This window comes from Gilvibacter sediminis, from assembly GCF_028561565.1.
GTDB classification, from domain to species: Bacteria; Bacteroidota; Bacteroidia; order Flavobacteriales; family Flavobacteriaceae; genus Gilvibacter; species Gilvibacter sediminis.
Genome location: NZ_JAQQTE010000001.1, coordinates 1,357,641 through 1,370,943 on the forward strand (window position 1 = coordinate 1,357,641; position 13,303 = coordinate 1,370,943).

Annotated in this window: 12 protein-coding genes; 8 read left to right on the top strand and 4 right to left on the bottom strand. The window is 44.6% G+C overall.

Features of this window, described 5'->3' with window-relative positions:
- Position 1: 1 nt before the first annotated feature.
- On the bottom strand, positions 2 to 442 hold the full coding sequence (locus tag POW22_RS06190; protein ID WP_272831757.1) for a DUF1569 domain-containing protein: 441 nt from the start codon (positions 440 to 442) through the stop codon (positions 2 to 4).
- Between the two features lie 43 nt (positions 443 to 485).
- Here POW22_RS06190 and radC point away from each other — a divergent pair, with 43 nt between their 5' ends.
- The 7 genes from radC to POW22_RS06225 are packed head-to-tail and all read left to right on the top strand — an operon-like array spanning position 486 to position 9,393.
- Entirely contained in the window at positions 486 to 1,184 is a 699-nt protein-coding gene (gene radC, locus POW22_RS06195) for a RadC family protein (protein WP_272831758.1), read from the top strand.
- 3 nt (positions 1,185 to 1,187) lie between these two features.
- The gene (locus POW22_RS06200) at positions 1,188 to 2,486 is read left to right on the top strand and encodes a polysaccharide deacetylase family protein (RefSeq protein WP_272831759.1); all 1,299 of its coding nucleotides are present in this window, start codon (positions 1,188 to 1,190) and stop codon (positions 2,484 to 2,486) included.
- Complete coding sequence (locus tag POW22_RS06205) at positions 2,479 to 3,168, top strand: YjjG family noncanonical pyrimidine nucleotidase (RefSeq protein WP_272831760.1); 690 nt, start codon at positions 2,479 to 2,481, stop codon at positions 3,166 to 3,168. The genes POW22_RS06200 and POW22_RS06205 overlap by 8 nt, the downstream gene beginning before the upstream one ends.
- Before the next feature lie 55 nt (positions 3,169 to 3,223).
- Positions 3,224 to 3,763, top strand: coding sequence for a hypothetical protein (locus POW22_RS06210; protein WP_272831761.1), 540 nt, complete (start codon positions 3,224 to 3,226; stop codon positions 3,761 to 3,763).
- Positions 3,764 to 3,766: 3 nt separating this feature from the next.
- Positions 3,767 to 5,170: a DUF5723 family protein gene (locus POW22_RS06215; protein ID WP_272831762.1), complete on the top strand. Its 1,404-nt coding sequence runs from the start codon at positions 3,767 to 3,769 to the stop codon at positions 5,168 to 5,170.
- Positions 5,167 to 6,021: a hypothetical protein gene (locus POW22_RS06220; protein WP_272831763.1), complete on the top strand. Its 855-nt coding sequence runs from the start codon at positions 5,167 to 5,169 to the stop codon at positions 6,019 to 6,021. The genes POW22_RS06215 and POW22_RS06220 overlap by 4 nt, the downstream gene beginning before the upstream one ends.
- Positions 6,022 to 6,024: 3 nt before the next feature.
- Positions 6,025 to 9,393: a VCBS repeat-containing protein gene (locus POW22_RS06225; RefSeq protein ID WP_272831764.1), complete on the top strand. Its 3,369-nt coding sequence runs from the start codon at positions 6,025 to 6,027 to the stop codon at positions 9,391 to 9,393.
- A 1-nt stretch (position 9,394) separates the two neighbouring features.
- Here POW22_RS06225 and POW22_RS06230 read toward each other — a convergent pair whose 3' ends face one another.
- Positions 9,395 to 10,672: a replication-associated recombination protein A gene (locus POW22_RS06230; RefSeq protein ID WP_272831765.1), complete on the bottom strand. Its 1,278-nt coding sequence runs from the start codon at positions 10,670 to 10,672 to the stop codon at positions 9,395 to 9,397.
- An 84-nt stretch (positions 10,673 to 10,756) separates the two neighbouring features.
- Here POW22_RS06230 and POW22_RS06235 point away from each other — a divergent pair, with 84 nt between their 5' ends.
- A complete protein-coding gene (locus POW22_RS06235) occupies positions 10,757 to 11,515 on the top strand; it encodes a rhomboid family intramembrane serine protease (protein ID WP_272831766.1) in 759 nt (252 codons plus the stop codon).
- 2 nt (positions 11,516 to 11,517) lie between these two features.
- Here the strand turns inward: POW22_RS06235 and rlmB are convergent, their stop codons facing one another.
- Together rlmB and POW22_RS06245 are read right to left on the bottom strand one after the other, a co-directional pair.
- A complete protein-coding gene (gene rlmB / locus POW22_RS06240; RefSeq protein ID WP_272831767.1) occupies positions 11,518 to 12,261 on the bottom strand; it encodes a 23S rRNA (guanosine(2251)-2'-O)-methyltransferase RlmB in 744 nt (247 codons plus the stop codon).
- Positions 12,262 to 12,321: 60 nt separating this feature from the next.
- Positions 12,322 to 13,299, bottom strand: coding sequence for a hypothetical protein (locus POW22_RS06245; protein ID WP_272831768.1), 978 nt, complete (start codon positions 13,297 to 13,299; stop codon positions 12,322 to 12,324).
- Positions 13,300 to 13,303 lie beyond the last annotated feature (4 nt).

Here is a 13,303-nt window from a genome sequence, read left to right on the forward strand (position 1 = left end):
CTTACACCCCAAAAGACTTCAAATGGTGGTCTAAATGCTTGTATTGCATCTTTCCCCACTGCTGATGAGTAAAGTGTCCAAACATCGGGTGTGGATTCCACTCTTGATTTTCTCTTCGGTTGTAAAAGGCATCAATGAGTTCGTTGAGCGTTTGCTTTTCCGCGTTGAAATCTTTCTGCTCTAAAACCTTAAAACGCTTGGGTGTTGGTAAATTCTTGCGCCAGGCCTTATCGCTGTACAAAGATTTTTTAAATAATCTCGCCATCAAAGAAACCTTGGGTTTTTGGTATTCTGATTTTAAAGCGGTCTTTAAAGGAAACTGGCAATGATGCATCATTTGGGCCGGATTCATCTTGCCCCATTGATTAGCGGCTTCTGGTGTTAATTTATCAATTCGTGCCTTTATTTCTTGATAGGCTTCTGCCTCAAACAAAGAATTCATTAGCTTGCATTTAGGTGGTTTCTTCCCACAAGATACCTAAAGTTTGACAAATTCATCTCAGAAAGATTCCCTGAAACAAATTCCAAACAGAGAGCGACCCAGAGAGCGATTAATGAGCTCTGGAGCGGCTCATTTGACTGCGGAAGAACTCCTCGCAATTTTATTGCGTTCGGGTAATAAGGACGTATCCGCCCTAGGGCTAGCGCGTAAACTTTTAAAAGAAGCAGACCATCGCTTGGATCGGTTGTCAAGAGCAGAGATCACTGAGCTACTTGATATCCCTGGAATTGGTTTGGCCAAGGCGGCCACCGTGGTAGCTGCTTTTGAATTGGGTCGTCGCAGTCGAGACTCCGCTGCAGAAAGCACCAAATGCATCAACAGTAGTGCTGCTGCCTACACCTGCATGGAACCCTTGCTCGGACATTTGGATCACGAGGAGTTTTGGGTACTCTTTTTAAACAATGCCCATGGGGTGCTGGCGCGTTCAAAGATAAGCAGTGGCGGCTATACCGGTACTTTGGTGGATGTGCGAATCATTCTCAAAAAGGCACTTTTAGCCAAGGCTGTTGGGATGATCCTAGTTCACAACCATCCTTCAGGAACCTTGAAACCCAGTCAGGCAGATATCGCCTTAACCCAGAAGATCGTCAAAGCTGCTAAGGCAATTGATGTCACCGTTTTGGATCACCTCATTGTGACTGAAAAAGCGTACTTTAGCTTTGCAGACAAACACCTGTTGTAGCCCTTGGATTCACTGCTCATTTACAGTCCTAAGAACACACCAAGACTCACCTATGTTTTCAAACACATTTGTACGAGACTCTTGGGGATGCCTATTGCCTTTACCACAGAGATTCCCACCTTTGTGGCTCATGGTGGGCCAAAGATCTGGTACGGGCCAAGCGGGCAGGGAAACAACACCTTCTACATAAAAAGCCATGAATTGCTTTTTGAGCAAGGTATTGCAGATATTGAGATTAGAGTGCGTCCTTGGGAGCAGACCGTAGGATTTTTTGCTACCTCTCCAGACAGCAGCTTGCCCTTTGATATTTTCGCGGCTAGCTTTTATCTCCTGAGTCGTTATGAAGAATATTTACCACATGTAAAGGATGCAATGGGGCGCTACCCAGCGGCAGAGAGTTTGGCCGCCACGGCCAATTTTTTGAATCAGCCGGTAGTAGATATTTGGGCTCAAAAGTTCTTGGAAGCCCTTCGAGAGGCTTATCCAGAAATAACATATCAATTGCCCGAGTTTGAGATACAAAACCTAATTGACGTCCCTCAGGCCTTTGAGTATAAGAGTAAAGGCTTTTTGAGGAGTTTCTTCGGATATTTCTCGGACCTGTTTCGATTCAAATTCCGAGCCGTCGCCCGCCGGACACGGGTATTGCTGTTGCTCAGTAAGGATCCGCACAACACCTTTGACTGGTTGGCTGAGGTAGGCAAGGAGCACGAGGTGAATTACCGTTGTTTCTTTCAAGTGGGAGATTATTCCAGAGATGACTACAACATCTCGCATCACAAGAAGGCCTACAGGAGTCTTATTAAATCCGCAGCAGATTACGCTCCTGTCGGATTGCGTATTTCTCACAGAGCCTTGACAGATCTCAAGCAGCTCAAAGAGGAGAAACGTCGTTTAGAAACCATAACCAATAGACCGGTGGCTTGCAGTATTAATGCTTCTGGAGTCCTTAATATTCCTGATATACTCCGAGCTTTAGTAGACCTTGAGATCGATGAGAATTACTCGATGGGTTACAGCGATACGCCAGGATTCAGAGCCGGGACCAGTAGGCCATTCTACTTTTACGATCTGGATTTTGAGGTGCAGACTCCGCTGCGTTTAGTGCCGTATTCCATTGCTCAAACCGCTTTAGAAAGTATGAGTACTGAAGAGATAGAGACTTTGGTCAAAGAGTACAAAACTGCGCTCATAGAAGCAGGTGGTTCTTTGATAATACTGATGCGTAATGATACCTTTGCCTTGAGTTTTGACAATCGATTTTGGAGAACCTTATACACCCAACACTTGACCCATGAATAAAGAGCAGATCACAGATATCTTCTTTGACCTAGATCACACCCTGTGGGATTTTGATAAGAATTCGGGCTTGGCTTTTGCGCGGGTGTTTAAAGCTTTTTCTATTCCGCTCGAACTTCATGAATTTTTAGAAGTTTATGAACCCATCAATTTGCAATACTGGCGCCTCTATCGGGAGGAACAAATAGACAAACAAGGTTTAAGACGCGGCCGTCTCAATGATGCCTTTGCGCAATTTGATTTGAGTTATCCCTTGGAGACCATAGACGCTATGGCGGTTCAATATATTGAGGAGTTGCCTAAGGACAATTACTTGTTTGACGGTACCGAAGATCTCTTGGAATACCTCAAGGATAATTACAAATTGCACCTGATCACCAATGGATTTCACGGAGTGCAGCACAAGAAATTGAAGAATTCTGGTATTGCGCATTTCTTTAGCACAGTAACGACCTCAGAAGACGTCGGCGTTAAAAAACCAAATCCAAAAGTATTTCACCACGCCCTAAAGTTGGCGGGTGTAAATGCTCAAAATGCAGTAATGATCGGAGATAGTTTTGAGGCCGATATTCTCGGAGCTGAAGCTGTAGGTCTGCACACGGTATTTTTTAATTACCGTAAGCAGCAAGTTGAGCCTCAACGCATTGTGGTAGATGACCTCCCTGCAATTAAAAACTACTTATAAGGCAATACCCTCCTTTTAAAAACGTTGTATATTTAGCCACGCCCAAATCTAAAATATGCGACCGAAAGCACTTTTTCTTATCGCGCTGATCTGTTGTATGACTTCTTGTATCAAAGACACAGACTTTGAACAAGCAGATCAGATCACACTTTCGCCAGAGTACGAACTCGATCTGGTATACTTCACCGTTGATCCAACGATGTTTACTGCCGTGGGAGAGCTCGGAGAAGCTTTCAGGGTGTCTGATACCACGAATATTCGATTTTTAGACGACAGTTTTATACAGGAATCTCTGGTTCGCGCCGAGGTTTTCTTTAAACTGACCAATAGCATACCCCGCGATTTTCAGCTCGAGGTTGAATTTATGACCTTGAACAATGAAGTACAATATCAGTTTGATATTCCAATTGCAGCGGGAACTGTAGCCGCCCCCGTAATTACTGAACACCTCGAAGTTTTTGACACAGCTGCCGAACTGGGCCCCTTAACCAGCTCGTCGCGCGTGGTGATCAGTGTGTCGAGTCCAGAAACGGTAGAAACCCTGGACGGAACTTTAAACCTACAATCTAAATCTGCTTACTTCTTGGAGTTCTAGACTATGCGTAATTTACTGGCTTTTCTTACTGTCCTGCTGATGGGAGCAGGGATGCTTGCACAAAACAAAACCATTGTATTTGGGTATGAGGATATTCCACAATCCCTTTTGGTGAATCCGGCTGCGGATATGCCTCAGGATTTTCATGCGGGACTGCCTGGGCTATCGCAGGTTTATTTGCACGGTGGTTCCAGCGGAGTCAGCGCTTTTGACATCTTCCAAGAATCATCCACTGATATCAATCAACGCATTACGGAAGCCATCGCTGGAATGAATTTTAGAGACTTTTTTACCGTAAATCAGCAGTTGGAAATTCTCAGTGCCGGGTGGCGCAATAACAAAGGCGATTATTGGTCTGCCGGGCTTTATCAAGAGCTGGACGTTTTGGCTTACTTTCCTGAGGACTTAGCCGATCTGGCTTGGGAAGGAAACCGAAACTACATCGGTAGGAGTTTTGATCTGGGGCAACTCAGTGTGACCTCTGAAGTTCTGATGGTTTATCATGTTGGAATCAGCAGACAATTCAATAAAAATTTAAGAGTAGGAGCACGCGCCAAGTTGTATTCTAATATTGCGCACGCTAGCTCCACAGGAAACCAAGGGACCTTTGTCACTACAGAAAATCCAGGAACCGTCAATATCTACGAACACATTGTAACCAATGCGGATTTGGAGGTAAGAACTTCGGGTATTGATGCGATCTCAGAAGCCGGAAGCCCTGGGAAAGAAGTTGCTAAACGCGCCATGCTCGGAGGAAACTTAGGAGTAGGTGTGGATTTGGGGATCAGCTATGACTGGAACCGAAACTGGACCTTTGACGCCAGTATTTTAGATTTGGGTTTTGTCTATCACAGTAATGATGTAAAGCGTTATACAGCCAGAGGTGATTATGTGCTCAACGGGATAGAATTTATTTTTCCACCTTTAAGTGATGGGCAACGCACGGTCGATTACTACCGCAGATTGACAGATGATCTGGACGAGGCTTTCCCCAGAGATACTTTGTCTACCGCTTACCTGCAAATGCGTCCAACCAAGGTAAACGCAGCCATCTCTTACGGATTTGGAACCTTTGGAGAGGGAGAGGATTGCAATTGCCTCAATAAAGAGAGTACGCGCTGGCGTGAGAGACTCGGTTTGCAATTCTTTAGTGTGATCCGTCCAAGAAGACCTCATATGGCCTTGTCTGCCTTTTATTATCGTAGGCTAACAGGTTTTCTTTCTGCTAAAATAGCTTATACCGTGGATGAGTATTCCGCGAGTAATTTAGGAGCTGGTTTTGCAGCCGATATTGGCCCCGTTAACTTCTATTTTACAGTCGATAACATTTTGAGATATGGCAATGTTGCAAGGGCAAAAAATGTATCTTTGCAATTAGGGCTAAATCTTAAATTATCTAGGGAATGAAATTACGCTTCCTCGCGCTGATCACAGCGGTTCTTTTCACTTCGCTTTCTACTGCACAAAGCAGCATTCACGACTACCATTACATCTTTGTTCCTGACCAATTTGAATTCCTAAAAGGGAAGGATCAGTATCAGGTAAATTCACTGGTGCGCTTCTTATTCAAGAAACACGGTTTTAATGCCTACATCGGGAATGAATTGCCGCTTTATTTGAAAGAGCAACCCTGTAAAGGATTGTATGCCGATGTGCAAGGAGTGGAAAATTTCATGCATTCCAAGATCGTGATCAACATCAATGATTGTGAAGGTAATACCTTGTTCACCTCACAAGAAGGAAAGAGCAAAGACAAAGATTACCGCAAAGCGTATCACGGCGCTGTTAGAGAAGCCTTTATTTCTATTGCAGAGCTTAACGTAAACCAATTGGCGCTTGCTGAGCCTGAGGAAGAAGATGAAGTTGTTGAAGACACTGTAGATCAATTAGACCCGCCACCACCGCCTTTAGAGATTGAAGTTGTGGAAGAAGAGGAGCAAGTTTCTGAAGCCGTTGAAGCACAGGCCGATAATACTGCTACAGCGGCATCAACGGTGATTGATGAATTGGAGGAGATCAAAGAAAAGGCTTTGGTGTATAACGACTACGAACTCCTTTTTAAAGACGATGTCTATGTGATCATGTACAAAGGAGATATCATTGGTAAATCATTCTCAACTCAAGAAGATGGCGTTTATGACATTCAAACCAAGCAATTTAATGGCAAGGGATATGTTGAAGGAGAAAACTTCAAAATAGAGCGCGCCATAGAAGGGATGGATCAAACAGTGATCATGTTGTTCAAACCTAAACAATAGACGATGACCAGAATTGGAATGCTCTTATTGGCAGTACTCAGCCTTGTGTTTGTCGCTTGTGAGGACTCCAATAAAGAAAAAGAACAAACGGCTAAGGCAACTACGAAAAAGCCTAAGGATGAAGCCAAGGAAGCTCGCAAAGCCTTATTTGAGCTTTTACCCGCCAATCAAACAGGGATCAATTTCTCCAATACTTTGGTAGATGACGTTTCCACCATGGAAAACCTGTTCAATTTTGATTATTTCTACAACGGAGCTGGAGTCGCTGTTGCTGATCTCAATGGTGACGGGCTGGAAGATATTTTCTTTGCTGGCAATCAGCAGCCCAACAAACTCTACAAGAATCTGGGAGATCTGAAGTTTGAAGATGTCAGTGAGGCCGCAAAGATTAATGAAGGAAAAGTTTGGGCCAATGGAGTTACGGTTGCAGACGTGAACAACGATGGTTTGCTCGACATTTACGTAAGTCAAGGAGGACCTAAGCAAAAAGAAGATCGTGAGAATCTGCTGTTTATCAATAAAGGTAATTTTCAGTTTGAGGAGTCTGCCAAGGCTTATGGCTTGAACGATCAGGGAATCAGCACTCAGGCTGCTTTTTTTGACTATGACAAGGATGGTGATCTGGACTGTGTAGTATCCAATGAGAATGAATTTTACGGTTTGGATCCGCAGCGCTTCTTTGCGACCATTGACAAAAACGACGCCAACCTATACAACAGCAGTACGCATCTATATCGCAATGATGGCGGGCGTTTCACAGATGTGACCAAACGTGCCGGAGTGCTCAATGCCTCTTTTGGACTTGGACTCAGCGTGAGCGATATCAACCAAGATGGCTGGTTGGATATTTACGTTGCCAACGACTACTATGTGCCCGATGCGCTTTACCTCAATCAAGGGGATGGCACCTTTAAGAATCAGGTTAAAGAAACCACCAAACAAGTGTCCTTTTACGGGATGGGTGTGGATATAGACGATCTAAACAATGATGGCCTAAAAGACATCTTTGTTTTGGATATGGCCTCTAGTGACCACATCAGATCAAAAACCTTAATGGCTTCAATGAATGAGGAGCGGTTTTCTCTGTTGGTGGATACCTACGATATGCCGTATCAGTATATGTACAACTCGGTTCAGCTCAATCAAGGCGACGCCAAGTTCATCAACGTGGCGCAACAGACCAAAATGGCCAAAACAGATTGGTCTTGGGCTGGATTGATCACAGATTATGATCTGGATGGCAATAAAGACATTTATGTGACCAACGGATACCGACGTTACGCTTTAGATAACGATTTGCGCCGTCAAGTAGCAGAGGTACAACGGGCTTATGCTGGGCAGGTCCCGGTAGAGGTAAAGAAGCAGCTCTATGATGCCATGCCGTCAGAGAAGCTCTCCAATATCATGTTTTGGAACAAAGGTGATCTGGCCTTTGAAAATCAAGCCTATCAGTGGGGCTTGGCCAATCCATCCTTCTCCAACGGTGCAGTTTATGCAGATTTGGACAACGATGGCGATCTTGAATTGGTAGTGAACAATATTGATGAGACTGCCTTTGTTTATAAGAACACTGCGGTGGAGCGCGGCCTGAATAACTTCATCACCGTAAAGACCGAAGGGAAACTCTCCGAGGCCTTTCCGCAGATCTTTTTGACACAAAATTCGGGCAATACCCAACTCATTGAAGCTAAGCGCGTGCGTGGCTATCTCTCGGCAACAACCAATTCCGCATCTTTTGGTATTGGAAAAGATACCCAGGTTGCTGAGGTGAAAGTACTATGGCCGAGCGGGAAGCAAGAAATTAGAACAGATATTGCAGCCAACAGCACGTTGACTTTTAAGGAGGCTGATGCTACAGATTCTGGGCGTAATGTAAATCCATCCCAAGCCATGCTTAAGGCTACGGCTTCAACTATGGGCTTGGATTTTCAGCACAAAGAGAATGATTATAACGACTTTAGTTTGGAGGTGCTTCTGCCATACAAACAGTCTACTATGGGCCCCTTTATGGCCACTGCAGATATCAACGGTGATGGCCTTGAAGATGTATTTGTTGGAGGTGCTGCAGGGCAGAGCGCTTATTTGTTCAAACAAACCCAGAGTGGTTTTAGCCGTGTGCGTGTGCCTGCCTTTACTGCAGATGCTGAGGCTGAAGATATGAAGGCCGTCTTCTTTGATGCCGATGGAGATTCGGATATGGATCTTTATGTGGTGAGCGGTGGTAACGCCTTTGCGCAGGGATCCATTAAATACACCGACCGCTTGTACCTCAATGACGGTCAAGGCGGTTTTACCAAAAGCGAGAACGCTGTTTTAGGTGCCTTCAAACAGAGCGGTCACGCTGTTGCGGCCTTAGACTTTGATCAAGATGGTGATATGGACCTGATGGTTGGGAATCGAATGCTTCCGCAGCAATACCCACAAGCTGCTCCGAGTTATTTACTCAAAAATGACGGGAACGGTCAATTCACTCCTGCGGGTACTGCGGCCTTTTCAGATGCTGCTAACCTCGGCTTGGTCAATGATCTTCTAGTGACCGATTTTGACAATGACGGTTGGTCCGATCTTATCGTAGCGACCGAATGGGATGCCGTGAAGATGTATCGCAACAATCAAGGGAGTTTTGAAGCCTATCAAGGCGTAGCTGGTCTGGCTGATCAAAAAGGCTGGTGGTTCTCCGTTAGTGAGACCGACATCAATAAAGATGGAAAGCCCGATTACATTTTAGGGAACCTCGGAGTGAATAGCAAGTATAAGGCCACTGAGAGTACACCGCTTAAAGTGTACGGTTATGATTTTGATGACAACGGAAGCTTTGATCTGGTCTTGAGTAGTAAGTACAACGGTCGCGATGTCCCGGTTAGAGGTAGGGAATGCTCTTCTCAGCAGATGCCCTTCATCGCTCAGAAATTTGAGACCTACGCAGCCTTCGCAAATGCTTCCTTGCAAGATATCTACGGAGCAAAGCTTAACAGCGCCTATCAACGTGAGGTCAATCAGTTTCATTCTATGGTTATGCTCAGTAATAGTGCTGGTGGACACGATCTTATAGAATTGCCTGCCTATGCACAAACGGCTCCTGTTTTAGGAGGAATTACTGTGGATGTGGCTTCGGATGGAACTCCTGCCTTTGTTGCGGTAGGTAATATTTACAATACAGAGGTGGAAACCCCACGTATGGACATGGGAACAGGAATGGTACTGCAGTGGCAAGACGGTTCATTTAAGGCCAGCGGAGGGCCATCAACTTTTTATGTAGAAGGTGATGCTAAATCCATAACCGCTATTGACCACAAAGGGACTGGTAAAACTTTGGTGCTTGTTGGGAGAAACAATGGGCCGCTAGGCGTGTTTGAGCTTGTAAAGTCCTAACTTAGAATTTGTATTTGTCTTTCCAAAGCTGGCTTAGGTAGTCTTTGAGCGCGCGTTCTCTTTTGTTATTCCCGGGACGGTAGAAGTTGTAATTGCTGAGTTCTTCAGGTAAGAACTGATGCGGAACAAAATTTCCCTCATAATTATGGGCGTACTGATAACCTTCTGAATAGCCCAGTTCTTTCATCAATTTGGTTGGTGCATTTCTAATGGAGAGCGGCACAGGAAGATCCCCTTGCGCCCGAACGGCAGCCTGTGCTTCATTTATAGCCACATAGGAAGCATTGCTCTTTGCTGAAGTTGCCAAGTATATAGCACACTGAGACAAGATGATCCGCGCTTCTGGATAACCAATTACGCTAACGGCCTGAAAGGTGTTGTTAGCAACCATTAAAGCCTGTGGATTCGCGTTGCCAATATCTTCTGAGGCAAGGATCAAAAGTCTGCGCGCAATGAATTTGACATCCTCGCCGCCTTCTATCATTCTGGCGAGCCAATAAACCGCAGCATTTGGGTCGCTGCCTCGAATCGATTTAATAAAAGCCGATACAATGTCATAATGCTGTTCTCCGGTTTTGTCATAGCGCACTACGTTTTGTTGTACCTTTTGAGTAACTAGGTCATTGGTTATGACAACACGGTCAGAATCTGCCGTGGCCACAACCAATTCAAGGATGTTGAGCAGTTTTCTTGCATCACCACCAGAAATGCGCAACATAGCCTCTGTTTCCTGTAGCTTTATGTCTTTTTTGTTCAACAGGTCGTCTTGAGCAATTGCACGCTTTAAAAGCGCCTCTAAATCGTTTTTAGAGAAGGCGTTGAGTACGTAGACCTGACAGCGCGACAATAATGCGGGAATTACCTCAAAACTCGGATTTTCTGTCGTGGCACCGATCAGGGTGACCCAACCTTTCTCTACAGCCTCTAAAAGTGAATCTTGTTGGGATTTACTAAATCGGTGAATCTCATCAATGAATAACAATGGATTCTTTGTAGTGAAAAGCCCATCTTCTTTTTTTGCTCTATTGATCACCTCTCGGACGTCCTTTACACCGCTGCTAATAGCGCTGAGTTTAAAAAAGGGGCGCTCTACGGTATTGGCAATAATCGTGGCAAGAGTTGTCTTTCCTGTTCCGGGTGGTCCCCAAAGAATCAAAGAGGGGAGTATGCCTTGTTTGATCTGGTTGGTCAAAGAACCTTCTGGACCCACTAAGTGTTGCTGACTGATGTAGTCTTCTAAAGTTCTGGGTCGGATCCGTTCTGCCAATGGTGCATTCATGGGCTAAAAATACGTTTTTAACGCAGGAAGTGACAAATTAGCAGCGCCGAATTCATGGCTGAATTTTTGATACTTTAGTACTAGATGCAAAAAATTGAATATCCCTCTGTATTTGAATTTCGTCGGATCGCTATCTCTGTAGGTCTGGTTATGCTTTTGTGGATTGCGCTCTGGGCCGATCTAAGATTTGATCTCAATTTACGCAGTTGGGGTGTTTATCCCAGGACCTTTGAAGGTTTAAAGGGACTTGTATTTACTCCTTTTATTCACAAAGACCTCAGTCACCTTACCAATAATAGTATTTCCCTAGTGGCCCTGCTGTGGTTTCTGTTTTACTTCTATCCACGGGCTGCATGGAAAGTATTGCTATATGGCGCTTTACTGTCAGGGCTGGGAACCTGGCTGATCGGTAGACCAGCGTTTCACATCGGTGCCAGTGGTATAGTCTATATGCTGGTGAGCTTCCTGTTCTTTAAAGGCGTATTTAGCGGCTACTATCGTCTTATTGCTTTATCACTAATTGTCGTGTTCTTATACGGAGGATTGTTGTGGTATGTTTTCCCTATTGATCCTAAGATCTCTTGGGAAGGTCATTTGTCCGGATTTTTTGTGGGCTTTCTTTTTGCTGGAGTCGTGAAGAGCGGTGTGACACAGGAGTATCACTATCCGTGGGAACATCCAGAGTTCGATCCGTCTAAGGATCCATTTATGAGACGCTTTGATGAGTCGGGTAATTTTGTTCCTGATGAGCCTGAGCCAGAGATCGAAGTTGAAACAGATCAACAAGCGCAAAAGGTCGAGATCAAATACAATTTTAAACCTTCCTCAGAGGACAGCGAGTAAGTTTAGGACAAGCGCTGTCTTTTTGCCTCAAAAAGAATTACTGCACTTGCAACAGCGACGTTGAGCGAATCTACTTCTTCTGCAATGGGGATGTGGATCTGCGTATCAATCATTTTTAAGACCGATGGATTAACCCCACGTCCTTCAGAACCCATGACTAGGGCAAAGCTATTTTTGAGATCGGTGTCGAAAAGGGATTGTTCACCCTTTTCTGTGGCCGCGATTAGCTGAACGCCTTCAGCTTGAAAATAGAACAGCGCGTCTTTGATATGATCTACCTTGCAGATCGGAATTTTGAATAAGGTTCCTGCGGATGTTTTAATCGCATCAGCGTTAACAGGCGCGCCACCTTTCTTTTGAATGATGATTCCATTAGCACCTGCTGCAACTGCAGATCTAATGATTGCTCCAAAGTTTCTTACATCACTGATCTGATCCAACAGGATAAAGAGGGGAGTGGTAGTAGCTTCATTTGCCAGAGTTACCATTTCTTCAAGATCGACAAAAGAGACGGGAGCAATATTGGCTACAATACCTTGATGATTACGTCCTTTGGAAAGTTTTTGCAACTTCTCCATGGGTACGTAAGAGATCGTCGCACCTTGTTTAGCACATTCGTTGAGTAAGGCTTTTACCTTTGGATGTTGCTGATTGGTTTGTGCAAATACTTTAGAAATATTCATGGAAGCCTGAAGGGCTTCTTCTAAAGCGTGAATTCCGTAGATACGACTGACTTGTTCTTCCATAGGGCAAAAATAAAAAAGCTGCCTCGAAAGGCAGCTTTTTCTATATAATAAGTGAGAATCTTATTGTTTAGTGAGCGTAGCGAATACGTCTCTTGGTCCTTCACCACAGTCGCTTCCTTCGTTATCAGTAAAGCGGATGATGAATACAGAGTCATCTCCAGTTGTGTACTCACCCAAGTCTCCGTTTGGAGATGGGCCAATAGTTAGACCAGAAGAACACTGTAGACCAGAGTTCTGTCCTGGAGGGATCACAACTGTGTTACAGATAAACTGCATTGCGAAATCAACAGGATCTTGTCCTACACCAGCATCTGGAAGGTAAACGTAGTCGAAAGCACGATCTACAGAAGTACCACCTTCTGGGAAGTACATCTCTACAATTACTCCTTCTTCAAATACGTTGAAGTCAAGTACACCAGGAACACCGTTAGTAATTTGGTATGGTCCTAGGAACTCTTCTTCACCTACAGGACATACTACTGGAGTAGTGTACTGGAATGGAGAAGCAAAGAAACCACCGGTAATGATACCACCAGCATTGTTTACAGAGAATACACGTCCGTCAGTAAGATTAAGAGCGAAACGAGTAGTGAAAGTATCACCACCAAAGATCGCATCAGGAGTCAATCCTACTGCTGCTAACATCTCAGTAAGAGTAAGCGTATACGTAGTTCTTGGAAGACCGAAAGGTCCTGGAGAGAACTCGCTAGCAGGAATGTTACGGATGAACACTTCCTCAGTGGTCGCTGCAGAAGAATCACCTTCGTCAGCAGAACCATCAGCAAAAGTCAAGTAAGCGTCAACACTTTCTAGAAGTGCTCCACCTTGATTGTCTTGCTCTTCGATTTCAACAGAAAAGACAGCGTCCGTAGAACCTAAAGGAAGTTCGTTAGACGTAATAGCGATAGTTCTAAGAACAGCACCATTAGTTACACCGTCAAATACCTGATCAATCGTATTGTTTGCGTCTTCCTCACAAGAAGTTGTACCCATAACGAGTACAGCTCCTAGTGCGGCAAATTTTAATAGATTTTTCATTCTT

Bases quoted from the DNA above. Each gene is read 5' to 3' on its own strand.
- POW22_RS06210 (WP_272831761.1), top strand. From the start codon at position 3,224: ATGCGACCGAAAGCACTTTTTCTTATCGCGCTGATCTGTTGTATGACT.
- POW22_RS06215 (WP_272831762.1), top strand. From the start codon at position 3,767: ATGCGTAATTTACTGGCTTTTCTTACTGTCCTGCTGATGGGAGCAGGG.
- POW22_RS06230 (WP_272831765.1), bottom strand. From the start codon at position 10,672: ATGAATGCACCATTGGCAGAACGGATCCGACCCAGAACTTTAGAAGAC.
- rlmB (WP_272831767.1), bottom strand. From the start codon at position 12,261: ATGGAAGAACAAGTCAGTCGTATCTACGGAATTCACGCTTTAGAAGAA.
- POW22_RS06190 (WP_272831757.1), bottom strand. From the start codon at position 442: ATGAATTCTTTGTTTGAGGCAGAAGCCTATCAAGAAATAAAGGCACGA.
- POW22_RS06205 (WP_272831760.1), top strand. From the start codon at position 2,479: ATGAATAAAGAGCAGATCACAGATATCTTCTTTGACCTAGATCACACC.
- POW22_RS06245 (WP_272831768.1), bottom strand. From the start codon at position 13,299: ATGAAAAATCTATTAAAATTTGCCGCACTAGGAGCTGTACTCGTTATG.
- POW22_RS06225 (WP_272831764.1), top strand. From the start codon at position 6,025: ATGACCAGAATTGGAATGCTCTTATTGGCAGTACTCAGCCTTGTGTTT.
- POW22_RS06220 (WP_272831763.1), top strand. From the start codon at position 5,167: ATGAAATTACGCTTCCTCGCGCTGATCACAGCGGTTCTTTTCACTTCG.
- POW22_RS06235 (WP_272831766.1), top strand. From the start codon at position 10,757: ATGCAAAAAATTGAATATCCCTCTGTATTTGAATTTCGTCGGATCGCT.